The following is a 24,836-nucleotide window of genomic DNA, read 5'->3' on the forward strand; positions in this document are numbered from 1 at the left end:
CAGCATGCTCCTAATAGATATTCATCTCCATGTCGTTCGTAAATGGAGTGTAAAAAAGAGTCGGGATCTTCACACCCCTTTCCCATAGTTCCTCATTTATACGTAAACGCATGATTCTGTTTTGACGGTGTCTTACAACATGAAATTAATAAGGGTCACAATTGGCAAGTGGGATAGTGGGGCTGCATCCTATCCGCGCAAGTCCCTTTGGCTGTAAGGAACTGTTGTTTTGACAAGTGTGCGTTTGCCGGAGTGTTCATGAATTATGTAAAATTCAAGCGATGTTGCCTCGATGAGCCCGCTTGAATGGTAACTCAACCCGCCCTATATCTGCTGATTAGTCGTTTACATGGATGTGGTTGATAAACACTTTCGAGATTTCTTCAAAGTTTCTAGACTTAAGCGTGTTAATTAAATTCCAATGGGTATTCGCCATACTGTGGAGTTTCACTTGAGAGTCATCGTAATTAATAAGATAATCTAACACGCGAATTCTCGTCCGTTGAGCGATTCCTTCCCAAATCTGTTTTAGAAATGGGGAGTCCGAAAATGTAATGATAGCTTCATGAAACTTTAAATCCCACTCTGTTACGTTAAATACTTCGTGTTTCTGAATCTCTGTTTCCATATTGGCGACAATACCCTCTAACGTTTGAAAGAAATTTTTATCATAGTAATCCAAATTATTCTGGATCGAATACAGTTCCAATTGTATTCGAATAGGGACAAGAAGTTCCGAGACCTCCTTTTCACTTACTCTTGCCACGACTTTTTTACGATTTGAATCTGATTCCACCAGTCCTATTGCTTCCAGGTCGCTCAATGCTTCACGAATGGGTCCTCGACTGATATCCAAATCCTCCGCCAGTTCAATTTCTTTTAGCCTTTCCCCCGGTTCAAGTACGCCTTTAATAATTCTAGTTTTTATGACGTCTGAAGCTTGTTGGCGTAAAGAAGAGCTGACGAATTGATCTTGTTTATCCTTACTAATGTCCTTCTCCTCCAATCTTCTAATTATTTAAAATATAATTGACACAGGTATTACTGTCAACATTCAATATACTTTGTTAACAATACATAAACTTTGTTGACATTTCACTAAAAAGCTCAACAAATGTAGCATTAATAACTGCTTTTTCCTCAAATAGAACCTACGCCATATCAAAAAGGGTTGGAAATCAAATTGATTTCCAACCCTTTTGTCTACAGTCTGACTTATAATCACGCACGAGCACCTTTTTGGTAATCGACGAATTTCTATATCCATTGGTCCATTACTTGACATACGTATAGCTAAGTTCATCCAGCTTCTCATCGTAATCTACATGGAGATCATGCCCATCGAAAAACCATAAGTCGTTCTCTTCGATAAATAACAATATCCCGCTATTCTTAACGCTTGCAACTGCACGAATTGGCTTATTTCTTGTAAACATTAATGAGAATCAAAATTGAACAGGGTCGACGCCTCCATATCTCCCATGGAATTTCACTGAATCTCCTTCTTTCAAACCAACCTCTTCTATAAACCAGTTAGCGGCCGCATCAGTTACAACTAACTCCATACAGTACAACCATCCTCTCCTGGAAAGTTAAAAGCACTACACCTTAAAATTTAATACAACCATCTAAATTATACTTAATTTGTTCTGTATTAAAACGAAGAGTATCATCAAAACCCAACCGCTTAATCCATATATCTCTTTTTAGATCTTTTTCTTTTGCTTCCAAAAAGCCGTGATAGGTATTCCCGTCACACTCTACTACAATCTTACAAAATTCACTATATACAAGAAAATCCAATATATAACTTGCATTCCATTTGTCTTTGTTGTCGTCGTAAACAGTATAAGAAGTCGAATAAATAAAGGAATCTTTGCCCTTCAGGTAAAAGATGGCTACCGATGGACACCTCATTTACGGAAGGAAACAAACAAGCGCAAATCCTCTTTTAAGGATAGGGCCCATTTCAAAAAAAAAAACCTTGGAAGCAGGTTTCCCTGCCCCCTAAGGTTTAGCTTCTGAGCTTTATTTTTTGGTTCTCAATCACATACACATCATCAGCCACCCGATCTATAAAGGTTCGGTCATGTGATACAAGAAGAACAGTACCCTCATATCTCTCTAGAAACTGTTCTAAGGCCTCAATGCAAAAAATATCAAGGAAGTTGGTTGGTTCATCTAAAACTAAAACATTGTATCTTCCTAAAAATAAACGGCACAACACAAGGCGAGTTGCTTCACCGCCACTTAGATTACGAACATTCTTTTTCAAGTCATTCCCTGCAAACCCCATCGAATGAAGAGCAGATCGAATTTCGATTTCTTCGTAGTCGCTTCTATCTTTTATAAACTCGATGACTGTTTCATCGTTAGTGAACTGATAATCCATCTGCTCATAAGCTCCAAAGACAACTTTAGGAGAAATTGTCAGTCCATCACCGTTTGATAAAATATGTCGAAGTAGCGTTGTTTTACCCGACCCGTTATTCCCCGTAATGGCAATCGTTCGACTCAATGGAAACTGAAAACTAGCTTCGCGTAGAAGCAATTTATCACCTGCTGAAAGCGTTAACCGATCTGTCATAATCGGAAATTTATTGTGGAGCTCAAGTGATTTTGGTTGGCGAAAACGAATGATGTTTTCTTCCTTTGGAGCTTCCACAGCATCCAATTTCTCCACCCTTTGCTCAATTGCTTTTGCCGCACGCTGTATGGCTTTTTGACTTGTTCCCTTTGACTTGGTCTCTATCATGCGATTCGCCTTTGCCTTCGGTTCCTTTTTCGAAGCCTTAGCTATTTTCTCAGCCTTTTTCATTTTTTCTTGGGCTGCTTTTTCAAGTCGACTCTTTTCCTTCATGTATTGTTCGTGAGCTTTGCCTTGCTGTTCTCGCTCCAAATTCTTCTGGGCAATGTACTCACTATAATTTCCGGAATATACGCTAACTTTTCCTTCATCTACTTCCCAAATGGTTGTTACCAATTCGTCTAATACAGCTCGATCATGACTGATTAACACCAGCGCACCATAGTAATACCTAAGTTCATCGAGCAAAAAGGAAATCCCCTCTTGATCCAGATGTGTTGTCGGTTCATCAATTAATAAGCACTCATAATACTGAGTGAACAATTGAGCAAGCTTCAACCTTGTCTGTTCACCACCACTCAACCCATCACCAGCGCCATGTACGTTCAATTTCCCTAGTAACCGAGGATCAGCCTCTACGGCTTTTGGTGCCTCTAATTGTTCAAAATATCCAACACTCACATGCCGATTTACTTTCCCCTTTGATGGTTGGGCGATACCCGCAAGCAACTTCAGTAAAGTACTCTTTCCTGCTCCATTTTTCCCGACAACACCGATCCGGTCAAATTGATGGACAGCTAAACGATCAATCTCTACTACTTTCTTATCAAGAAAGGTCACTTCCACATTTTCTAATTCAAAACATATTTGTTCCATAATAGCTACCTCCCGAAATCTACTCATTTCGTATCGATAGCTAACAATCGATACGAGCTTCTAAAACCAGCTCGTATCAATAGAATAATAAAAATGGCATTGTATTCTCCCCCTATTTAGATTTCATCGCTGCAATTCCATTTATTACAATTAAAACACCCATTATAGAAAATAGCGCAGCTACGCCGGCTAATTTAATCAATACACCTGCCAGTGCATAGCCTATCGGTACCGCTAATAATGATAGACTAGTTACAAAACCAAAAACTCTTCCCAGTAACTGTGGTTCGATTTCGGTTTGTATAAAAGCATAGAAGGGTCCTGAAAACAACGGTCCGGACAAGCCGACTAAACCAGCTAAAACAACAAAAATATAAAAGAGTGAGGGTGAGAGCAAACCAGAGATACTTAATGCAATCCCCATCAACATCATTCCCGCTGCCATTGTTTTAACCTTGTCAAATCGATCACCGAGCACACCTAATAGGGAGCCTCCTACAATTAAACCAACAGCAAAAACAACCTCGACGACACCAGCCTCGACAACCCCTCTTTCAAAATGATTCCGTGTTATAAGAGGGAAGTAAGTGCCAAGAGGAATGTATAGGACTGCAACAACCGCCATGACAAACGTAAGCTTTAACAAGACGGGGTGCTTTACAAGTGCCTCATATCCCTCTTTCATTTCAGCAAGAATGCCAGTAGTGCTTATTGTTGCTTCTCTTTGTACTTTCGGGATATGAATAAATAGCAGAATACTACTTGCTATCATCGCACCGAAAACATCTACCAATAGTACCCACTCAATTGAGCTTGCTGCTAATAATGACATCCCAACTGCCGGACCTGCGATATTGGAGATGGAACTTACTGTCTGCCCCCAACCGGCAACCTTTGTAAGATGTTCTTCGGGTGCCATTAGTGGAATTGACGCTTGCATTGCCGGCATATGGAATGCCGTTGCTATTGAACGAAGGATTAACACAAGTAGGACCAACTGTATACTTGGTTCAAAAAAATACATCGATACAAATAAAGCAAAAGTTACACTTGCAACTGTCAGATCCGAAAGAATCATCATCATTTTTCGTGAATAACGATCTGTAATTGTACCTGCAACAGGACCCAACAGGGCTTGAGGTAAAAATCCAGCCAAACCAGCCAAAGTTAGTACTAGCGGTGAACCTCCTGTAGTATCCGTTAGCCACCAAATTATACTAAATTGCACGGCAGCACTAGTTAGCAGTGAAAAGAACTGCCCCGTATAAATAGCAAAGAATTTACGTTTCCATTTATTTTTCATTATAATCGATACCCCCTGTAATAGTTCTTACGTATCGATTATGAACCGATACGAGCCATCAAAACTGCAGCTCGTATCAATAAAAAAGCAACATACCCATTTAAAAACCTCCTTCTATAACAATAAAAGATCACAAACGGTCAGTTTGTGATCTAAGTAAAAGGAAAATCCTATCTAATTGAATGATTATGAAGATATCTGTCTCTAAATCGTCCTATCGTAATGTAAAATCGAAAGTACACAAATAAAGAAAGGCAGTTCAATTCCCTTTCTTCAAATCACATAATTATTTTTCAAATGATGAATATTGAAAATGGACAGACTTATCCCTTTTACTCTGCATGCACATACAGAGCCTTTAACCGTATTCAGTTACTGGTTTAAAGATGGGAAACGAAGTCTCATTGAGTGCGTCATTTTCAATAGTCCTCCTAACGATCAAATTGTCATTTCCATCATACAAGGGCTTTTTGAAAAAGTCAAAGGTGATTTATTTGAATGCTTCCTTTGTAGTCTATGTTTACAAATTAGCTCCACAACGTTGGATTCTTTCATCTTTACTTTTTCGCTGTAACATTATATAAATCATAATCGCCAAGCATGGGTTGATCCTCATTTCCAAGATTCAATGCACGGTGTAGAAATACAGCGTAATGAGTCCGAGTAAACTAACTTTTCAGCTCTCCTATCAAATTCCCCAGCTGGGCCTCCGCTGTTGAATTGAAACTTAATCGCTTACTTTACGTACACCTACTACAGTTTTGAAATGAATTATACTTCATGTGAAGGTTTCATAAACATGGAAGGAGGGGGTCCCAATGAAAAAAGAGGGGTCTGAAAAAAAGCTGTGGTGGCTGTTTTTCCTAAGGTTCGGTTTCTTTTCGGTCATCTGGTTTTTCGTTTTCTATTTCATCAACAAGCAGATCAATTATACGGAGGACGCTATCTATTTTGGCACCCCGCTTAGCGCCTATTGGGTCTTTTTTCTCAGCGCTATCATTTATGGGCTTACAACTTGGGGAATTTACTTTTACATCAAGGAAGGGATTCGAGAGAAGTCTTTCAAGGCATTCCAATCTGGGGTCGGTTTAGTGCAGCGATTGGCGATAATCCCCATTTTGCTCACATTGCCTTTCCTCTACTTAGGAGTCACAAATGCCCTTGTGATTGCTGAAGAGAAAATCACATTTAGTACTTTTTGGAGTTTGACGCAAAATGAATATGATTGGACAGATGGAGTGAAGTACGTGGACATTGATTACTCCATATCGATCGAATCGGACTCAAACCGGAAATCATTTAATGGAAAGTACATCCTCCATTTCAGTGACGGAAAGCAGATAGACCTGTGGGCGAACACATTGGAGGGTGGAATCGACACAGTACAAGAAATCGACTCGTTCATCCAAACTAAAAACATTCCCTTTTACGTTCGGCGTGCTCCGGCAGAGGATACGATCAACAGGTTCTTCACTGAAAACGCCAATTTCATACGGGAACTTTACTCGAGATGAGCAGGCTTCAGTTAATACTGGTAATCTCGTTGGAAAGTAAAATCACACACAAATTTGAAACAACTCCGATTTAATAAGATGTATTTTTATCTTTACCTTCTTCCCATGCAACCCGTCATCCTCTTATGTGGATGATTAAGGTCAATCAACGTTCAAGTTTAATAGAAAAGCGTTGAATCCTTTATCAGGCAAGGAAAGTAGACCATATTTACGTTGGACTTTTTAATAAAAATAGTCGAACATGAAAAGTCCACTTTAGCAAAAAAGCTAGTTGGAAAAAGATCCTTCGGCGCTCATTTTTCATAAAAAGATATTAATTTTTTAGTTACAATAAAAAAAGTTACTACTATTAGATTTCCTTACGCAACGTAATGATTTATAGTGAAGTTACCAATAAAAAGAAAGTGCAAAAGAAAGAGAGGATTATGAAACAACAAAGTATGAGAACTTGCAAAGTTAACAAGATTAACAGTAAATATCAATAGTAAAGTGGAGAAAATATTATGACAGCAACCTCTTTACTTTAACTACATGTCTTCAGAGTTGTCATAATTAAATTACTTATTTTATGACAACTGGTAAAAGAACGAGAGATCAAGTTACATTTATACTGCTTTTTAAGGTCTTTATTTTAAGGCACAAAAACCATGCTTAGACATCGTCTAAAGCATGGTAACTATTTAAACTAATATTAAACTGCTAAGTTGATTTTTTTAGTTCATCAACTTATTGAATTCATTAACTGGAAGAAGTATTCAGGTTTATGAGTCTTATTTAGGTTATACCAAGAATGCAATGTATCTGGTGCAAATACATCTAATTTCTTCATTACTTCCATCGCAAATTCCAGAGGAGCTACCCCTGATGCAGTAATCAAATTCTCGCCAGACACTACAGGTTCCATCTCATAAAATTCTTCTCCCTTATAATTAGGACAGACCATTTTAATATACTCTAAGTCATTGCTTGTATGCTTTCTAGAATCTAGATATCCAACATTCGCTAGTCCCTCAGTTGCACCACAAATTGCAGCAACAATAGTGTCAAGCTTTAAAGCCTCGCCAATTTTTTTCAAAATAGGTTGATGAATATCTTCGCCCCAAGTATTCCCTCCAGGTAAAATTATAAGATCCGTACCCTCGAGAGTACACTCATCAAGGGAAATATCTGGTTTTACGCTCAGTCCTCCCATTGTATTAATAATTTCTTTATTAGCTCCTACTGTAATTACTTTCAAAGGTGCTAAATCTTTTTTGAAATATCTTCCTGAGTTTAGTTCAGCGATTAAATATCCATATTCCCAGTCCGACATTGTATTAAATACATAAAGAAAAACTCTTTTTGTTTGCATCCAATAACACTCCAATCACATTTAATATGGCCAAATATAACATAACTTCCCTGACACCTATCGTCAGGGAAGTTATCAATTTTGATGAAATTTTATTAATTCCGACAGAACTTCAATAAGTCTTTTCTTAAGACTGATTGGCTCAATAACTTTAATAGATTTATTGTACGGTAAAAGTAAATAAGGTACATATGTATGTATCACATCTTTTTCAAGAAGAAAAACTGCTTGATTTGAAGTCCGTTCTTGTAAATAATGTCCTAAAAACCAATGTTGGCAAATATCACCCAATGCCCTTTTATCTCCATTAATAATCAAAGAAATAATCCCTTCCTTATCTTCTATAGTTGGAAGGAGGTTTTTCATAAAAAAGTCACGTGCTGAAAAGTTTTCTGGTCGGTTAAACTTATTTTCGGCTAGCATTAGACTTTCCATTCGATCTACTCTAAAACTACGGATATCATTCCTAAGATGACAAAATCCAATCACATACCACTTATTATTCCAATAAATAATTCTGTACGGATCCACCAATCTATACTTTGATTGCTCTTCGCCACTTTTATGGTATTGAATTTTTACGGAGTATCCGTCTGCCACAGCCTGTTCCAACTCACTCAAAAAAGGTTCCATAGCGTGGGAACTTAATCGACTTATTACTTCAAGACTGGTTAAATGTTGAGTTAACTTTGTTTCCTGCTCTTGATTCGAATGTTTTCTTAGCTTTGAAATAGCCCTATTTAGTGCTTCACCTCCATAATACCCGGCTTCTTCTGCAAAAATAGCAGCGTGAAATAGCGAGGTTTTCTCTTCAAAATCAAAAAAAAGAGGAGCTTCAATAAAATTGTTCAACAAAGTGTATCCACCGTTATGTCCTGCATCTGAAATTATAGGTACACCACTTATTGAAAGCGTATCAATATAACGATACACAGTCCTTATATTCATCTCTAACTTTTCCGAAATTTGTTTCGCAGTAATTTTTTCACCTGAACTAAGCATCCATAGAATTGCTAGTAAATTATCAGTTTTAGCCATAGATATCCGCCTCTTTATGGAATTTATTATCTACTATATAAGTTTATGTCCTTTGGGTCAATTTCATAATTGACTCAGTTAACAATAAAATGTCTTACTTGATTGACTTTTCAATATAAATTGTCCAAACCGGAGACGAGAATACACGTTCGTAATATTAGGATTTTGGAGGTGAACTCTATAGAATCTAAAAACTACAGATTTGTATGGAAGGCGATAAAATACCCCAGAAAGCAAGGTGGAGAAATTGTGTACACGCCCTCGTTCATCATTGGACTAGAGGACAAGTCAATAAAAAAGGTATCCCCCACCCTATCAGCCATTTTTTGTTTTAGAATTACCATAGAAACTCTGGTTCTGTATAAAACGCAAAATAGTAAGCTACTGTGATAATAATACCGATAATAAAATTAAAACAAGCGTTCTGAATAATAATGGGATTTTAAACAATAAGCTTTTCATAACTTAATTAATTCCTTCCCATAAAACTGATTATAAAGCGCTCACTTTGCACTTAGTAATGATTTTGAGCTCTCTTTTGATTCTAGGACTTCTTGCAACTCATTTATAATGTATCGCTTAATATCACGAATATTATTTGTTGTATAGATGTCCACAGAAGATAATTTCTCTATATCTTCTTCTGTTAAAGTTGTACTTGTCTTTGTCTCCACCTTTTTTACTAATTGACTAATGTATCGTTCGACAAAGATTTCTTTTTCCACTTTTGTCAGTAAATCAAACTCACAAATCAAATCAACTCGTGAAGTGAATTCTGGCGGGATTTTCTCATGAAAACTCGTCATTGCTAAATTAGATGTGAAAATTATTAAATAGCCATTGAGATCGTGTTCTGTTCCCTGCGAATCAGTAAAAACACCCGTATCGAGTAATTCCAAGAAAAAGTTTATTATATTTTTTTGTGCTTTTTCAAATTCATCGCATAATATTATACCGACCTTGTTGGAATTTAATTTTTTACTTAATTCCCCTTCAGTAGACCCTACAAATCCCCTTGGACTACCAATTAAACTATTCAACGCATCTTGACTACTATAATTCCCAAAATTTATTTTCACAATACTTGTATCTGGGCACATATAGTCACCTACAATATTTGCGAATTCGGTTTTTCCTACACCTGTTGGACCAAGTAAAAACAGTGAGGAAACACGTTTTTCATTCAAACTATTTAACAACCGAAAAGTTTTTATTAGACTTGCAAATCGCGTTTTGAAGTATTCATGCCCAATTAGCTCACTATTAACGTGATTAAACAAATCTTCCAATTCATTTTTTGGAACGTCAATAACCTTTTTAACTAAATTTATGGTTGCTGGTATTGATTGTACTGGGATTTCAATAAGCTCGGTTATCGAAAATGAATCTTTGAATGAAAGGGGTAAATTTGTAAGCGCTAATTCTCTGACAGAGCTATTTATAACTATTATTGCTTCTGATTTGTTAAATAATAATTGCTCCGCTAAATACAGGAGGTTTTTATTGTCAATTGAGGCATTAATCAATGTTGTAATATCCACAAAGTACGGTGCTTCTTCCATCTGTGTCGACAACTTATTCCCAAGTATTCCAATCTCGCTGATATTAACAAATGGTATCCCTTGTTTCTCACAATGTTCGTTAATAAATCTTAACTGATCGATGTTATAGTGATATAGAGTACTCCTTTTAAATGAAAAGATTTTATTACTCTCACGAGGAATTTCAACTTCTTCGGGGGCATTGGATAAATTAATCGAATCAGCATCATCAAACATTACATATAGAGTTTCAAAAGCTAGTTCGAGATAATCTTCCTTAATAATAAATATTGTTGTTTCATCTGCATGCTTTAAGTTATTCAAAGCTGGAATTGTGTCATTAGGATTAGCAGATAAATATAACACTAATGAGGTTATATCTATAATACATGTTGAATCAAATTCTAAAAGTTCCCCCGTTTCTTGGAATATAAACGGCTGGATTACTCGTCCTTCTATAGTTTTTTGTTCATAATAAACATTAAATTCCGCACTGTTTTTATAAGTATATAGCTTAGTCCTAATCATTGTTATTTCCCCTCAATTTCTTCAGTAACTTTTTATACCAAGGTATCTGAGTTTCATTATTTTCTAAATCCTCCTGAAAAGATATATTTTGTACAATAGCAATAGCATCTATGTAATGATAATTCTTAAGACCATTTAATTTTTCTTTTGCTTTTTCCAGTCTATCTACCGAACTTCTAATAAATTTGCCGTGATTATTTTGCTTTGTCGATTTCTCACCCATATTTGCTAGGTAATTAATCGTGTTTATTTTTATATTATCTATATCAACTATACCTTTATAAATACCTATAATTGAAACTTTTCCTATTACCAGATCATCAACTGTATATTTATTTTCAAATTCATTTTCTAATTCCATTGGGATTTTAATTGCAATTACATCGTTAGAATCATTCAATTTTCCGCTCAATATATAAGAATAGTCTTTAAGCATTGAATTAAATATATTACTGACTTCAATTCCATCAACTTGAAATCCTTTTAGAGCATCACTTCTGAACAACTTGAATTCTCTAAGATTTTCAATATTAACGATATCCAATTCAATATTATTAATTTTAATTAAGTCACCTTCAGATTGATCACTAAAACTCTTGATTACCTTACTTCGTTTATTTATATTTTTCAAAAGGACAGATTTTGTTGTAATAACATCTAATGTTTCAATCATTTTAGATGCATCGCTTTTTTTATTACTTAACTGCGCACTCAATGATGCATTAATACTTGAAAGAATATCCATGCTGGATGCAGAACCACCAATTGAACTACTTTTTTCAGAAGAAGTACTTTTTTCTTTGTGAATTGATGAAGCGATAATATTATTCAACATCATTGATATTTCATATACTTTCGAGAAATTAATGTAATAAATATTAAAGTAATCATTTTCCCCATTTTTATTCTTCAACGATTAATCCCTCTTTCCGTTTGACTATATTCATTAATATTAATATTGTACATTTAATAGTTTTTATTTTCCTTGGTGCTAGTATGGATGTTATAAAGCCTAGTCAATTAAGGAAGTTTTAAAAGTTATTTAGCGCTCCTACCAAATGAAATATGGTAAAGCTCCTATATTTTTTAACTGAAGTCTAAGTAATTACTTGGTATTATTTGATACACTAGGAATCACTATTTTTGACGGAATACTATTCCAAATACCGAGAAGCCATCTGTCGCAAAAAATATTGCAGATGCTTTAAAAATCAAAAACAGAAGTGATGGTTATTTTGAAGGTAACGGAAATATTATAACTTGGGCGTTTGGTCATTTACTTCAACTTTACGATGCGAAGGATTAGATGAAAAAATGGCCAGATAGAACATGGAGACATGCAAGGAGATTGTCGTGGAGTCTATGATTTTCAGCAGCATCCTCTTTCTGGGGGACAGTTTCCGCGCAGAAATCTGACTGACCAGTTACATGAATAGATTCGACAGGACTGCAGGATCTAACTGATTATTTTTTCTGGAAAGCTGTGATACACTGGTGGATTTCACGCCGATTGCCCGTTGGAAATCCCGATTGGTCAACGCCGCTTCCAGTGCGTGCAGGCTGTCCGCCTCCATTAATTGGGCGTAAAGCATGAGAAGCATGTAAACCTGCGTCGTCAATTTTTTGTATATCAATCTTGTTGATGCATGTCCAAGGTTTCGTTTAATTTCTCGAAATTAATGGCGTTAAGCCATTTACCAAATGAAGCTTTTCGTATATTCTTGTCCATGAGTTGGTCCTTTGTATTGGATTTGGACAGGAACTACCTATACCTTCCATTATAAAGAACTTTTTCTTTTAGATTCATCCTGTTTTTGAGAATTCCATGGATTTCTAATCCTCGAAATGGACTAATGCAACACTAGTGACTCAGATTATATTTATGAAGAAACGAAGGTCTTCACAGATATGAATGGACTAGAATTTGAAATACAGGAAACACGGAAATTAGCAAGGAATCGCGCTGCCCTCTTACTGCATAGTATGATGACAGAACAAGCCCCCCGGTTGATACTTTGCATATTATTTCTTATAATGTACATATACTGAAAAAGACTGGGTGCGCTAACACCCAGTCAATCGCAGCTGACATCCGCTTAAAGCGGTTGGCCGGTATTATGAAGTTTTCCAAAGAAGTAACCATCGTATCTACTTAGCCTAGTAGCGGAGGATGGTTACTTATTTCTATTGGTGTATAGAGCAATTATTCGCTGCAATAACTGTCGCTGCGAGAAAAATTCCAAATTGGAATAGCATGTTCATTGCTTCGTATGCCACCATTTAAGCACGGGCCCACAGGATGTGGGTCATGCAGACGTTGCCGCAGGAAGCGGTCTTAGTCTGCCTTTCCTCTTAAAAAGGAGTGCCAACCGCCCATCCGCTATATGTCACTGCTCTACTATTATACCTTGTTTCAAACGTATACTAGACGGCCTCCGGCATCTTTTAAATAGGAAGATACATTTTTACGCCGAACACTCTCCATCTAGCAATTCTTCTTTAATTATGAGACTATAAGAACAAGTGTACCATAGAATGAAATGAGGTATTCCTATGAAACCCGTCATCCTAGCTGAAAAACCATCGCAAGCAAAAGCCTATGCAGAGGCATTTACCGTGAAAATTCGACAGAAAACGCATATTGAACTAGCGCAAAGTCAGCTCTTTCCACATGGCGCAATTATTACGTGGGGTATCGGACATCTCGTCGAGTTAAAAGAACCGAAAGCGTATGATGCGCGTTGGAATCGATGGACGCTTGGCAGTTTACCGATTTTACCGGAACGGTATGAATTCCAAGTTGCAAAAGGAAAGTATGCGCAATTTCAGGCTGTGAAAAAGTTCATCCTGGCGGCGGATGTCGTTATTAATGCCTGCGACGTGGATCGGGAAGGATCGAACATCTTCTATAGTATTTACAACCAAACGGGCGCGAGGGGAAAAACGATTAAACGGCTATGGATCAATTCCCTTGAGGTCGATGAAGTGCGGAAAGGGTTTTCAAATCTTCAGGACAATCGCAAGGATTTGCTGATGTACGAGGAGGCGAAAGCCCGGCAAATTAGTGATTGGCTCGTTGGGATGAATGGGTCGCGCCTTTATTCACTGCTTTTGAAGGCGCGTGGTATCCAAGAAGTGTTTCCAATCGGACGCGTTCAATCTCCAACGGTCTATCTGATTTACCAGCGTCAGCGGGAAATCGAAACATTCGTGTCGGAGCCTTTCTTCGAAATTGAGGCAACCTTCACGGCGGAACATGGTACCTATAAGGGGAAAGCGAAGGCGAAGGAACCGAAACGGGAAATTATCCAGGAGCTCCTCGCAAAACACGGAATTCGCCCAGATACCCCCGGCGTCATCACATCTGTCACTCATACAGACAAACGGATTCCACCGCCGCAGCTGCATTCGCTCTCTACGTTGCAGGCGACCGCGAATCGGCGCTGGAAGACGAGCCCTGCGAATGTCTTGAAAATCATGCAGGGCCTTTATGAGAAAAAGCTCGTCACCTATCCGCGGACCGATGCTCGGCATATTACGCCAAATGAGTTCTCTTATTTGGCGGCGCAAGTGAATGATTATCAACAACTCGTCAATCATCCGTTCCCTGTTGCTTCTCTGTCACCGAAAAAACGCTTCGTCGACAGTTCGAAAGTGCAGGAGCATTACGCCATCATTCCAACGAAGAAAATTCCGACTCAAGCGGCACTTGCCAAAATGTCCCCAGTGGAACGCAATTTATATGAAGAAGTGGTCCGCACCACACTTGCCATGTTCCATACCGATTATTTATACACGGAGACGAAAGTAACGACCGCGGTGAATGAATTGTCGTTCTTCACAACCGGGAAGACGGAACGGGACTTGGGATGGAAGGCTTTATTTCACAAATCTCAGCAGGAGAAGGACGAACCTTCCCTGCCGCCACTACGGGAACAGGAACCCGTCCACAGCAAGATCGGCATCAAAGAAGGAAAAACCGAGCCGCCGAAACCATACACGGAAGGTCAACTGATCGCCATGATGAAAACATGCGGGAAACTGGTGGAGGACAAGGAAGAAACGGAAATCCTGAAAGCAGTGGAAGGGCTCGGCACTGAAGCGACCCGAAGCGGTATCATTGAGACGATCAAAAAGCACGGCTATATCAATGTGTCGAAGAATATTGTATCTATCACCGATAAAGGGCGTGTCCTTTGCCAAGCAATTGAAGGTAACTTGCTTGCTAGCCCTTCCATGACTGCGAAATGGGAAGCATATTTGCGGAAAATCGGCAACGGAGAAGGGACCGGGCAACATTTCTTAAACAATATTGCGAAATTCATTCAAAAGCTGTTGGACGAGGTGCCGCCCCAATTGGAAGCGAAACAAATCGACATTGTCCTTCCCCCTGCCGCCAACCGTTCATCCAAACGATCCTATGCACCGCAGGAAGTGGCTACGTGCCCGACTTGCAAACAAGGGATGATTGTCGCCCGCAAAGGCTTTTACGGCTGCAGCAATTACAAAAATGGCTGCAAACAAACATTTCCCGGCATCTTTCTAAAGAAGAAGCTGACTCCAGCGCAGGTCAAACTCCTCTGTACGAAAGGAAAAACGAATTCCATCAAAGGATTTACCGCCAATAACGGAAACCAGTTCAATGCCAGTCTTTCTTTGGAAAATGGGAAATTGAATTTGGTTTTTCAATAATGAAAATCCACTGGAGCAGCATGCCCAGTGGATTTTTTTCTGTTTTTAATTCAAAGCTTAAATCGCGTTATCAAGGACTGAAGTTCCTCAGCTGTTTTATCTAATAGCATAGCAGCCTCTTTCACTTCTTGCATGGATCTAAGTTGTTCGTTCGTCAGCTTCGAGACATTCGTTGAAAACTCGGCGGATTGCTCGGAAGCAGCTTTCATATTATTGACTGATGCTGCCACCTCTTCGGAAGAAGCGGAGATTTCTTGTGAAGCAGCGGAAATCTCTTGAATTTGACTAGCCACTTGCTCTGCAGAATTGACAATCCCTTGGAAGATTTCGCCCGCTCTTGCTGTCCGATCCAAACCGACCCGTACATTTTCTTTCCCTTTTTCCATCGCAAGAATGGATTCATTCGAGTTCGATTGGATATGCTGAATGAGCATATAGATTTCTGAAGCGGAATGTGCAGATTGCTCCGCCAACTTCTTCACTTCTCCCGCCACGACCGCAAATCCTTTTCCATGTTCGCCCGCCCTGGCTGCCTCAATAGCGGCATTCAGTGCCAATAAGTTGGTCTGCTCCGCAATATCTGTAATGAAATCTACGATATTGCCAATACGATTTGAGTTGTCATTTAAACCTTGAACCGTTGTATCTATCTGATTGACAGATTCGTCGATCAATTGCATTTGATCAATGACTTGCTGAATCACTTCATGTCCTTCTTTTGCCGCGTTTGAAGTGAAATCAGAGGACTCCGATACGCTATGCGCGGCTTCAGCAATATGTTGAATGCTCGTTGCAGATTCTTCCATTGCTGTTGCTGTTTCTACCGTCATCACCATGGTGGTTTCTGCATTTTTCGCTAGGTGATCGACCTCACGGGAAACATTCGTTGCATTATGATAAGATTCTTTAGCCGTCGTTGTTAGCTGAGTAGCAGAGGATGCGACTGCATTCGACGTATTTCGTATATTCAAAATAACGTGCTGCAAGTCTGATACCATTTCGTTAATAGAACCTGATAGTTTTCCGACTTCATCCTTCGATTCATCTAACTCCACCTTACGCAAATCGCCGCCTGCTACTTGATTGGCAATCAGGACTGCTTTGTTTAATGGGCTGAGCAAGCGGATAATGATGAAGTACAGCACCGCCAATAAAATAACTAGACCTGCCACTGCAATGGCGATTTGTTTTGTAATACTTTTGTTAATAGTAGCTTGAATATAATCCGCTGAATAATCGATTCCTAATACAGCGATTGTCTTTCCGTTTGCGTCTTTCAATGGGCTGAAAACCGTTCTCCATGTTCCGAACGAGTCCTCAAAAATTCTTGTCACTTCAGGTCGATCATACTCAATCGCCAATTTTGCTGCTGTCATATGGTCGGGTGCAATATCCGTAAACAATTCTCCCACTTCGTACACATCGTTCAGGTTATTCGTGTAGCCGACAGGATTCACCCCGCCGTCCTCCATCTTCCAAATATAGCTCCAAAACATGATTCCTTGTTGATCCACTATATGGTCTAGGTTGTTTTGGACCTCGATAAAGTCTGGATCCGTTTCCCCTTTTACAGTAAATAAATTTTCCACTTCTTGCGGTTTCAACTGCATGGCCGTCAATAATCCGACACTCTTCAATTCCTGTTCAAGATTGCTTTCTAACTGGCTTTGCAATTGAGAAATGCTTTGCATCGTCGTCACAGCCACGAGTGCCATAATGATGGCAAAAACAGTAAGCAATAACTTGAACTTCAGCGGAACGTTTTTTAACAAACGCATATCCTTTTCTTCCTCCAACTCTGTAAGGGTGATCAATTACACTTTACCGTAATTGCATCCGGATTTTTTGGTCGAATTTCTGCGCTATTTGCAGTAATTCAAGCACTTGGATTACTTTTTTAGCTTTCTCTACTAACCTGTAGCATCCGCCGGAGACTTTATCTAAATTCAGATAAAAAAACCTATTTCCATAAAGGAATAGGCAAAAAAATAGAGATTTTGGGCACTTGCCGCTCAGTAACGGGCTTTATGCCCCTCTCTTTCGCCAAAACTATTACTTGAAAATAGTATCATATACTTTCAAAGGTAACAATAAAAAGCGTGACTTTTCTCATACTGTCATTCATATTTTACTGCTTTCTACAGGAGAAAAATCCATGTCACAAAGACCTATTCCCATTACTTGTGCAACGTAGACTCCCCCTTAATCATTTTAAGATTGACACCCAACCATAATTCCGCTACTCTATATTTGAACAGTGGTCAAATGAGGAGGAACTATGTCATCTCGAAAATCTGCACAACGTGACTTGACTCGGGAAATGATCATGGATGCTGCAAGGGATTTATTTATCATGAAAGGTTACCAGCACGTATCCATGCGGCAAATCGCTAAAGAACTTGGCTATAGTCACGGTGCGATCTATTACCATTTCACAAATAAAGCGGAGCTGTTTTTCGCCCTCGTAGAAGAACATTTCAGCATGCTGGAACGCAAGCTGAAGGAAATTACGGAGGCCCCTCTTGCCCCTCGGGAAAAGATTGAAGCTATCTTGCTCGGCTTTATCGAGTTTGGGTTAACCCATCAAAGCCATTATGAAATCATGTTTTTAATCAAAGACGAGGAAGTACGAAACTGCCTCAATCAAAGCCCGAATCAAACGTATGAATTGTTCGCCCAAACCTTGCATAGTCTATGCAAGGATTTGTCCATCCAGGATATTTGGTCCATTTTCCTGTCATTACACGGTTTTGTCACTCATTATTTGCGGCACGTCCTCCGATATGAGGAGGTAGCGGACATGGCGAGGGAACATGTCCAGTTTTTGCTGAAAGGGTTATTTCAAAGTTAGCCAACTTTCGGCTTTCTTTTTTCACCTCATTTGAACAGTGGTCAATTAATTGTAGGAGGTATGGGAAATGAAAAGAGCGCTTGTTTTAGGAGCATCCGGTGGAATGGGATTTTCAATTGTGAATGAATTGATTGACAGAGGTGTGGAAGTGGTCGCATTTGCCCGTTCGGAGCAAAAGCTGAAGGCTTTATATCAGGGTCATCAAGGGATTTCCATTCAAACCGGGGATATTTTCAATTTGCAAGATGTCGTTGCCGCGTCCGAACATGTGGATGTCATTTTCCAAGCGGCCAATATTCCATACTCGCAATGGGAAGATAAACTAATTCTTTTTATCGGAAATGTCCTCAAGGCAGCAGAAATCAATCAAACAAAGCTTGTATTGATTGAAAATATATATGCTTATGGCAGATCGACCGGGGCTAAGATATCGGAAAGCACTCCGAAACGACCGAATACAAAAAAGGGAAAGATCCGCCTGCAGGTGGAGCAGCTCGTCCAACAGAGAAACGTACCGACCATCATTGCCCACTTTCCCGACTTTTATGGTCCGAACGCCGAGAATACACTATTGCACTTCACATTGAAGAATGCTGTCCAGCATAAAAAAGCAATGTTTGTCGGGAATCGAACCATTGCCAGGGAATTCATCTACACGCCGGACGGAGCTAAAGCGGTCGTCAACTTGGCAATGCATGACAACACCTACGGACAAAACTGGAATATCCCCGCCACTGATATCGTTACCGGGGAAGAACTCATTCAGATCATTCGAGACCTTACCGGATACGATAAGCCGGTCTCGACGGTATCCAAAAATCTGATCCGGTTCTTGGGCATTTTCAAGGCAGACATGCGTGAAACGGTTGAAATGTTCTACTTGAATGAGGAGCCGGTCGTATTGGATGGGTCCAAGTATGAAAACGAAATCGGTCCGCTCCCTCGTACTTCCTATCGGGATGGATTGCAGCGAACGATGGAATACATGACTCGTTCGAAGTGACGGGCAGACAAAAAACGCCACTCCCCTTCAAGGAAGTGACGTTTTTCATTTTATTCCACCCGCTTCGGCCAAAAACTCCATTTTCCGAGCAATACTAGAATCGCCGGAATAAGCAATGGTCGAACAATAAATGTATCGATTAGAATACCGAGCGCCATGATGAAGCCGAACAGCTTCAATTCATTGATCGGCATCGTGGCCAAGACGAGGAAGGTCGCTGCCAAAATGAGCCCGGCCGAGCTGATGACGCCTCCCGTCTTGTCGACTCCCCTTCTCACTGCCTCCTCAAACGGCATTGATTTCATTTCCTCACGGATACGTGCGATGAGCATGATTGAATAGTCGACTCCGAGCGCAATTAGGAAGACGAACGCATACAACGGAATCCGATAACTGATCGCATCCAACCCAAGGACGACGTCGAATAGGAAAATCGATAACCCAAGCGTCGCTCCATAGGACAGGAGGATTGTGCCCATCATATAAATGGGAGCAACAATGGAACGCGTCTGCAATCCAAGCATGATGGAGATCAACGCTGTCATAATACTCATGACGACAATCGAATCCCGCTTATTGATAGCCTGGAGATCTGCATTCTTTGCACTTTCACCCGCTATGAAAAGCTCGGTGTCGACAAGACCAGCCTCTTGAAGAATCGTATCCCCCTGCGCCCGCAGTTCATGGACCGCCTCAAACGCGGGCACATCGTATGGACTCCCTTCGAAAGTTACGGAGAACTTAGCGTTTTTCCCATCCTCGGACACCGGGTTCCCTTGAGCAGATATGCTATCGACTCCCGGAATCTCTTTCAATTTCTCGATTGCCGCCATCGTCTCTTCCATCTCTAGCTGTTGAGTGGAAACGATAAGCAAAGTGCCCGGAGCCAGGCTTCCTTCTGAAAAAGATTCGCCAAGACGCTCATACCCGACACGGGAAGACAAATCCTCCGGAAAGGATTCAATCAAGTCATACGACTCTTTCAAGTTTGTTGTGTTCCAAGTGCCCAAGACAAGCAACAGCAAAATCGGCACTAGGAAAAAGAGTGGCTGCCTTGTCACTTTTTCCGCAATTTTACCCCAAAACGATTTTTTGTCCTCTTGTGCATCCCCATATTTCGGAATGACCGGCCAGAATGACTTCCTGCCGATCAAGGCAAACAATGCAGGCAAGAGCGTAAGCCCTGCAATGAGCATAGCTGCCGCGGCAATGGCAAACGCCGGAGCAAAATTCCGGTATGGTTCATAAAGGGCAAAGAAAAGCGTAGCGACCCCAAGGACAATTGTGCTGCCACTGAAGAAAATCGGCTCTCTTACATGACGCATTGTTTCGCGCATCGCTGCATAGGTCGATTCATGCCGCTTGAGCTCTTCGCGATACCGGGAAAAGATGAGCAGCGAATAGTCTGTCACAACGGCGAATAATAAGATCGTCATGATGGAGACGGCCTGGCTGTCAATCCCAAACCAGCCGGCTTCGGTCGCCAAGCCGATAACCCGATCGACGACGGCATACACGATTGCCGCCCCGATCAAAGGGATGAATGTCAGCAAAGGCGATCGGTAGATGAGCAGAAGAAGAACGAGGATCAACCCGACTGTCGAGAGAAGCAAGACGACATCCGCCCGGCTAAAAAGCTCGACTGCATCGGAGGCGATTCCGGCCGGCCCCGTCCAGGATAATTCCATCTCCTCCGGAACCGTCACTTCTTCCTTCACTTTTACGACGAGATCATGCAATTCCTTGCCTTCGAGGGTCGCAGGCAAGGTCAACGGTGCAAAGAACGTTTTGCCATCTTCTGAAAGGAACGTCGCCCTTACTTGCGGGGGCAATTCCGTTAAGGGGATGGATTCCACATTTTCAAACACGGGGTTTGATTCCAACGATTCCAGGGCCTTCGCAAATTGCAGTGTATCCTCATTTGTCAGGCCGCCTGCATTATGGAGGACGGCGAATAACGGTAGCCCGCCGTCTTGTGGAAAGTATTTCTCGAGCTGTCGATCTGCGATGATGGACTCTGCATCCTCCGGCAATCCGGCATCTTTATTCGCCACGACGAAATCTTTCGCACCAGGGGCGAATCCAGACAAGAGGACCGCCAATAAAACCCATACCCCAAACGAGATCCACCAAAATCGTTTATTCATTGTCATCACCGTTTTACTTCTTTTTCAGTGAGAAATGTCACCATGACGAACAAGGCAAAGCTGATTAGTAAAATAGTGCCGCCCACGATGTACAGGATGAGCGCCAATGTCGGATTCACCCCGAAAGGCTTCATGAATTGCAGCCACATCCCGCCCGTCAGTCCGATTGCCCCGATGATGGCGGTCCAACCATGGACGGTGATCAATTTTTGGGCACGCACCTTATACACTTTATAGAACACGCCCCATGCGAACATGGACAACCAACCGACCAGCAAGATATGTGCGTGGATTGGACGGAACGCATACGATCCGGCCCCCGCCATATGGGAACCGAGCACCGTACCGAGCAAACCGAAGAGCGCTGAAATACGAATCAATCGCAAACTCCATTTTTCCTGCATTGTTAACTTCCTCCTAGTTATTTAAGTTATAACTATATCTTAAACACCCAAGATGAACGGAACATTAACTGCCTGTTACAACTTTGGCAACATGACAAGGAATGTCGTTCCGACCCCCTCCTCGCTCTGGACCTCGATCTTCCCGCCGTGGAGTTTCACCACTTTTTGGACAATTGATAGGCCGAGACCAGTTCCACCGACTTCCTGAGTCCGGGATTGATCCACCCGGTAGAAGCGGTCGAATATGCGATCCACATCCGTTTGCTTCATGCCAATCCCTGTATCGCGGACGGATACCCGGACAGCGTCCTGTTCGTCGACCAATTCAATATCCACCGTGCCTCCGTCTTCGGTATATTTCAAAGCATTGGACAGCAGGTTTTCCCAAACTTTTTCAAGGAAAGCAGGATCGCCCTGATATTCCACTTCGTCGATATCCATCGAAAGCGAAATCTCCTTCTCCTCGAGCAGCCATCTCGATTTCCGGATGACTTCTTTTAATTGCTCATCTAGTCGAAAAATTTTAAGCTTAAGCGGCGATGTCAGCTGATCCAAGGAGGTGAGGAGCAATAATTGTTTGGTCAATGAAGATAAACGCTCCGTCTCCGATTGGATCACTTTGGCATAACCGAGCCGTTCCCCGACGGGTAGCTCTTGATTCATCAGAAGTTCGGCATATCCTTTGATATTCAATAAGGGCGTCTGAAAATCATGCGACACATCACTGATGAATTCTTTCCGGATCCGGTCATTCTCCCCAAGTCGTTCTGTCATCCGTTGAAAACTTTGTGCCAGCTGACCAATTTCATCCCGACGATTAATTTCAACGGCTCCCGAAAACTGCTCTTCTCCTACCATTTTGGTCGCTTCGGTCAGTTTCGTTATCGGTTCAATCAGCTTTTTTGCGACAATCAACATGGAAAGCAGGCTGACAATCGCCATGACGATGACCATACCGCCTAATAAAAAATGAACCTCGGTGAACAGCAACTTGATATCCGGACGAAGAAATAACGCATAAGTTGCCCCTTCATACTTAAACGGAACACCGACCGTATTAGCGGATTGGTCTGAAAAAAACCCTGTCATAAACGTCTCAGTCTTCAAATCACGCATTCCATGGAAAGGCCTCCCGCTCAATACTTGATCGATTGCCGATTGCGGTAGATTTTCGTCTCGGAACGGCGCTCCAAATCGTTTTACTTCCCGTTCTTCATTGACAAGAAAAAGCTTATAGCCTGCAGTAGAGAGAGTTTCCAAATAACTATCGAGATGCACTCCCTCTATCGTACTAACATAGGAAGCGATACTTTCCGCGATCTCCATATTTTTTACATCATTCTCGCCTTTCAGTTGGTGGTGGTAATATGTATTTACTGCAAGGAACGCGATCAGCACACTGGTCATCATGATGCCGATCGTAAAGGATAGGAATTTACCGTAGAGTGATTTCACGACATGACCTCGAGTTTATACCCAACCCCGCGGACTGTCGCAATATGGACCGCGCCGGCCAACTTCTCCAGCTTATCCCGCAGGCGTTTAATATGGACGTTGAGTGTTTGTTCGTCTCCTTCATAATCATAGCCCCACACTCGCTCCAATAGGATTTCGCGCGTAAATACTTGATTGGGACGAGACGCCAAAACCGACAGCAACTCGAATTCTTTCAAAGGCAGGAGCAGCACTTTTTTCCCGACGGATACTTCGTAGCTCTGCCGGTTGATCTTCAGCGGGCCGGCCTGGATGACAGCATCGACCGCCTTGTCATAGCGTCGCAAGATTGCATTGATGCGAAACAGCAGCTCCTTCGGTTCGAACGGCTTCACGACATAATCATCCGAACCCGCCAGAAAGCCTCGCTCTTTATCCTCCAACTCACCTTTTGCCGTTAATAATAAAACCGGTAAATCTTCCTCGCGCAGTCTTTGCGTCAAGGTATAGCCGTCCATCCCCGGCATCATCACATCGACCACCGCCAAATCGGGGAGATCGGTTTCTACAAGTTTCAACGCTTCTTCTCCATTGGGAGCCTTCATGACCGAGTAGCCCGCCTGCACCAGATGAATGTTCACCAGCTCTAAAATATTGGGATCATCGTCAACGACAAGTATTTTATTCAAACCAAACGACCTCTCTTTCGAAATTCCGCATTCAATAAACCGGAGATCAATAGGATGATCGCCGTCATATAAAACCAGATGACCAGAAGAATGATCCCGGACAGCTGGCCATAGAGCCGTGTATAGTCCACATTGGTCACATATTCCCCGAATACAATGGAAAACAATTGCCACCCGAATGTGGAGAAAAGGGTGCCCGGCAATGTCTGGTGCCATTTCACCTTGTGGGTCGGCACGACTTTATAGAACAGCATGAAGAACAGGAACAAGAAAACGGTGCCCAGCCCCCATCGAATGCCCGGCCATACATACATCCAACCTCGCCACTGCTCAATCGTATCATAATACATGACCGCTTCATGAAGCGCTTTTTCAATAAGCGGGAGAAAAAGAGACAATGAAATGACCAACATAAACAGAAAAGTGATACCCAAATCTCGGATCAGCACTTTCCAAAAAGCATATCGCCGAAAAGAGCCATACGCTAAATCCATGGACCGGGACAACGACTGGACGGCAACGGAAGAAATCCAAAAGGCCAAGAGTAAACTCGTATAGACAAGATGCCCTTGCCTTTTACGGAGGATGACACTTATATTCGCCTCAATCAAATTAAAAGCCTCCACAGGCACAAATGGACTGAGGAAGGACAAGATCATTTCTTCATTCACGGGAAGTAAACTAAGGAGGGAGAGCAAGAACAGAAGGAATGGAAAAATAGCCAACAACAAATAATAAGCCGTCTGGGCGGCCTGATCAAAAAAGCGCTCTTTGAAAAAACGGATAGCCACATTCCGAATCGTGTAGATCATTTGCTCACCTCTACTCCCAATATACCCCATTCCAAAGGATTTCTGCATACGGAACAACCCTTTATC

22 protein-coding genes are annotated in these 24,836 nt (G+C 41.2%); 4 read left to right on the top strand and 18 right to left on the bottom strand.

All coding sequences use genetic code 11. From position 1 onward, the window contains the following. Nucleotides 1-337 precede the first annotated feature (337 nt). From MKY41_RS13440 to MKY41_RS20800, 6 genes are all read right to left on the bottom strand, one after another. A complete protein-coding gene (locus tag MKY41_RS13440; RefSeq protein ID WP_340745498.1) occupies nt 338-1,006 on the bottom strand; it encodes a GntR family transcriptional regulator in 669 nt (222 codons plus the stop codon). 268 nt (nt 1,007-1,274) lie between these two features. Then, nucleotides 1,275-1,436: a hypothetical protein gene (locus tag MKY41_RS13445; RefSeq protein ID WP_340745499.1), complete on the bottom strand. Its 162-nt coding sequence runs from the start codon at nt 1,434-1,436 to the stop codon at nt 1,275-1,277. A 172-nt stretch (nt 1,437-1,608) separates the two neighbouring features. Next, entirely contained in the window at nt 1,609-1,917 is a 309-nt protein-coding gene (locus MKY41_RS20795; protein ID WP_445683312.1) for an endonuclease domain-containing protein, read from the bottom strand. A gap of 97 nt (nt 1,918-2,014) precedes the next feature. Then, a complete protein-coding gene (locus MKY41_RS13450; protein WP_340745500.1) occupies nt 2,015-3,463 on the bottom strand; it encodes an Msr family ABC-F type ribosomal protection protein in 1,449 nt (482 codons plus the stop codon). 112 nt (nt 3,464-3,575) lie between these two features. Further along, a complete protein-coding gene (locus tag MKY41_RS13455) occupies nt 3,576-4,766 on the bottom strand; it encodes an MFS transporter (RefSeq protein WP_340745501.1) in 1,191 nt (396 codons plus the stop codon). Nucleotides 4,767-5,138: 372 nt separating this feature from the next. After that, on the bottom strand, nt 5,139-5,183 hold the full coding sequence (locus tag MKY41_RS20800; protein WP_169095632.1) for an erythromycin resistance leader peptide: 45 nt from the start codon (nt 5,181-5,183) through the stop codon (nt 5,139-5,141). Between the two features lie 401 nt (nt 5,184-5,584). On the opposite strand from MKY41_RS20800, the gene MKY41_RS13460 reads away from it, so the two are divergent. Beyond that, on the top strand, nt 5,585-6,280 hold the full coding sequence (locus MKY41_RS13460; protein WP_340745502.1) for a hypothetical protein: 696 nt from the start codon (nt 5,585-5,587) through the stop codon (nt 6,278-6,280). 721 nt (nt 6,281-7,001) lie between these two features. Here MKY41_RS13460 and MKY41_RS13465 read toward each other — a convergent pair. The 6 genes from MKY41_RS13465 to MKY41_RS20805 all read right to left on the bottom strand — a co-directional run bounded on the left by MKY41_RS13465 (nt 7,002) and on the right by MKY41_RS20805 (nt 13,018). Beyond that, complete coding sequence (locus tag MKY41_RS13465; protein WP_340745503.1) at nt 7,002-7,631, bottom strand: type 1 glutamine amidotransferase family protein; 630 nt, start codon at nt 7,629-7,631, stop codon at nt 7,002-7,004. Between the two features lie 75 nt (nt 7,632-7,706). After that, on the bottom strand, nt 7,707-8,669 hold the full coding sequence (locus MKY41_RS13470) for a helix-turn-helix transcriptional regulator (RefSeq protein WP_340745504.1): 963 nt from the start codon (nt 8,667-8,669) through the stop codon (nt 7,707-7,709). A gap of 503 nt (nt 8,670-9,172) precedes the next feature. Further along, nucleotides 9,173-10,738 (bottom strand): AAA family ATPase, encoded by a 1,566-nt coding sequence (locus MKY41_RS13475; RefSeq protein WP_340745505.1) that lies wholly within the window; start codon nt 10,736-10,738, stop codon nt 9,173-9,175. Beyond that, on the bottom strand, nt 10,731-11,651 hold the full coding sequence (locus tag MKY41_RS13480) for a hypothetical protein (protein WP_340745506.1): 921 nt from the start codon (nt 11,649-11,651) through the stop codon (nt 10,731-10,733). Before MKY41_RS13480 ends, MKY41_RS13475 begins: the two co-directional genes overlap by 8 nt. A 511-nt stretch (nt 11,652-12,162) precedes the next feature. Beyond that, nucleotides 12,163-12,339, bottom strand: a complete 177-nt coding sequence (locus tag MKY41_RS13485; RefSeq protein ID WP_340745507.1) for a hypothetical protein — start codon at nt 12,337-12,339, stop codon at nt 12,163-12,165. Between the two features lie 583 nt (nt 12,340-12,922). Beyond that, complete coding sequence (locus MKY41_RS20805) at nt 12,923-13,018, bottom strand: putative holin-like toxin (protein ID WP_445683313.1); 96 nt, start codon at nt 13,016-13,018, stop codon at nt 12,923-12,925. A gap of 273 nt (nt 13,019-13,291) precedes the next feature. Here MKY41_RS20805 and topB point away from each other — a divergent pair, with 273 nt between their 5' ends. Continuing rightward, complete coding sequence (gene topB / locus MKY41_RS13490) at nt 13,292-15,430, top strand: type IA DNA topoisomerase (RefSeq protein ID WP_340745508.1); 2,139 nt, start codon at nt 13,292-13,294, stop codon at nt 15,428-15,430. A gap of 50 nt (nt 15,431-15,480) precedes the next feature. On the opposite strand, the gene MKY41_RS13495 is transcribed toward topB, so the two are convergent. After that, complete coding sequence (locus MKY41_RS13495) at nt 15,481-17,208, bottom strand: methyl-accepting chemotaxis protein (protein WP_340745509.1); 1,728 nt, start codon at nt 17,206-17,208, stop codon at nt 15,481-15,483. Between the two features lie 500 nt (nt 17,209-17,708). Here MKY41_RS13495 and MKY41_RS13500 point away from each other — a divergent pair, with 500 nt between their 5' ends. Further along, entirely contained in the window at nt 17,709-18,281 is a 573-nt protein-coding gene (locus MKY41_RS13500) for a TetR/AcrR family transcriptional regulator (RefSeq protein WP_340745510.1), read from the top strand. A 67-nt stretch (nt 18,282-18,348) separates the two neighbouring features. Beyond that, nucleotides 18,349-19,284 carry an SDR family NAD(P)-dependent oxidoreductase gene (locus MKY41_RS13505; protein WP_340745511.1) on the top strand — a complete coding sequence of 312 codons (936 nt, stop codon included), beginning with the start codon at nt 18,349-18,351 and terminating at the stop codon, nt 19,282-19,284. A gap of 50 nt (nt 19,285-19,334) precedes the next feature. Here the strand turns inward: MKY41_RS13505 and MKY41_RS13510 are convergent, their stop codons facing one another. The 5 genes from MKY41_RS13510 to MKY41_RS13530 form a co-directional block, all read right to left on the bottom strand. After that, nucleotides 19,335-21,437 (bottom strand): MMPL family transporter, encoded by a 2,103-nt coding sequence (locus MKY41_RS13510; protein ID WP_340745512.1) that lies wholly within the window; start codon nt 21,435-21,437, stop codon nt 19,335-19,337. Beyond that, nucleotides 21,437-21,835 (bottom strand): hypothetical protein, encoded by a 399-nt coding sequence (locus MKY41_RS13515; RefSeq protein WP_340745513.1) that lies wholly within the window; start codon nt 21,833-21,835, stop codon nt 21,437-21,439. The genes MKY41_RS13510 and MKY41_RS13515 overlap by 1 nt, the downstream gene beginning before the upstream one ends. Before the next feature lie 75 nt (nt 21,836-21,910). Then, complete coding sequence (locus MKY41_RS13520; protein WP_340745514.1) at nt 21,911-23,290, bottom strand: sensor histidine kinase; 1,380 nt, start codon at nt 23,288-23,290, stop codon at nt 21,911-21,913. Then, a complete protein-coding gene (locus MKY41_RS13525; RefSeq protein ID WP_340745515.1) occupies nt 23,287-23,958 on the bottom strand; it encodes a response regulator transcription factor in 672 nt (223 codons plus the stop codon). Before MKY41_RS13525 ends, MKY41_RS13520 begins: the two co-directional genes overlap by 4 nt. Next, nucleotides 23,955-24,818 (bottom strand): YihY/virulence factor BrkB family protein, encoded by an 864-nt coding sequence (locus MKY41_RS13530; protein ID WP_340745516.1) that lies wholly within the window; start codon nt 24,816-24,818, stop codon nt 23,955-23,957. The genes MKY41_RS13525 and MKY41_RS13530 overlap by 4 nt, the downstream gene beginning before the upstream one ends. Nucleotides 24,819-24,836 lie beyond the last annotated feature (18 nt).

Source organism: Sporosarcina sp. FSL W7-1349 (assembly GCF_038003045.1).
In the GTDB taxonomy this organism is placed as follows: domain Bacteria; phylum Bacillota; class Bacilli; order Bacillales_A; family Planococcaceae; genus Sporosarcina.

What these genes read in the sequence shown, in the direction of transcription:
- MKY41_RS13445 (WP_340745499.1), bottom strand. Translation starts at nt 1,436, where the DNA reads ATGTTTACAAGAAATAAGCCAATTCGTGCAGTTGCAAGCGTTAAGAAT.
- MKY41_RS20795 (WP_445683312.1), bottom strand. Translation starts at nt 1,917, where the DNA reads ATGAGGTGTCCATCGGTAGCCATCTTTTACCTGAAGGGCAAAGATTCC.
- MKY41_RS13450 (WP_340745500.1), bottom strand. Translation starts at nt 3,463, where the DNA reads ATGGAACAAATATGTTTTGAATTAGAAAATGTGGAAGTGACCTTTCTT.
- MKY41_RS13455 (WP_340745501.1), bottom strand. Translation starts at nt 4,766, where the DNA reads ATGAAAAATAAATGGAAACGTAAATTCTTTGCTATTTATACGGGGCAG.
- MKY41_RS13460 (WP_340745502.1), top strand. Translation starts at nt 5,585, where the DNA reads ATGAAAAAAGAGGGGTCTGAAAAAAAGCTGTGGTGGCTGTTTTTCCTA.
- MKY41_RS13465 (WP_340745503.1), bottom strand. Translation starts at nt 7,631, where the DNA reads ATGCAAACAAAAAGAGTTTTTCTTTATGTATTTAATACAATGTCGGAC.
- MKY41_RS13470 (WP_340745504.1), bottom strand. Translation starts at nt 8,669, where the DNA reads ATGGCTAAAACTGATAATTTACTAGCAATTCTATGGATGCTTAGTTCA.
- MKY41_RS13475 (WP_340745505.1), bottom strand. Translation starts at nt 10,738, where the DNA reads ATGATTAGGACTAAGCTATATACTTATAAAAACAGTGCGGAATTTAAT.
- MKY41_RS13485 (WP_340745507.1), bottom strand. Translation starts at nt 12,339, where the DNA reads ATGCTTCTCATGCTTTACGCCCAATTAATGGAGGCGGACAGCCTGCAC.
- MKY41_RS20805 (WP_445683313.1), bottom strand. Translation starts at nt 13,018, where the DNA reads ATGGTGGCATACGAAGCAATGAACATGCTATTCCAATTTGGAATTTTT.
- topB (WP_340745508.1), top strand. Translation starts at nt 13,292, where the DNA reads ATGAAACCCGTCATCCTAGCTGAAAAACCATCGCAAGCAAAAGCCTAT.
- MKY41_RS13495 (WP_340745509.1), bottom strand. Translation starts at nt 17,208, where the DNA reads ATGCGTTTGTTAAAAAACGTTCCGCTGAAGTTCAAGTTATTGCTTACT.
- MKY41_RS13500 (WP_340745510.1), top strand. Translation starts at nt 17,709, where the DNA reads ATGTCATCTCGAAAATCTGCACAACGTGACTTGACTCGGGAAATGATC.
- MKY41_RS13505 (WP_340745511.1), top strand. Translation starts at nt 18,349, where the DNA reads ATGAAAAGAGCGCTTGTTTTAGGAGCATCCGGTGGAATGGGATTTTCA.
- MKY41_RS13510 (WP_340745512.1), bottom strand. Translation starts at nt 21,437, where the DNA reads ATGACAATGAATAAACGATTTTGGTGGATCTCGTTTGGGGTATGGGTT.
- MKY41_RS13515 (WP_340745513.1), bottom strand. Translation starts at nt 21,835, where the DNA reads ATGCAGGAAAAATGGAGTTTGCGATTGATTCGTATTTCAGCGCTCTTC.
- MKY41_RS13530 (WP_340745516.1), bottom strand. Translation starts at nt 24,818, where the DNA reads ATGCAGAAATCCTTTGGAATGGGGTATATTGGGAGTAGAGGTGAGCAA.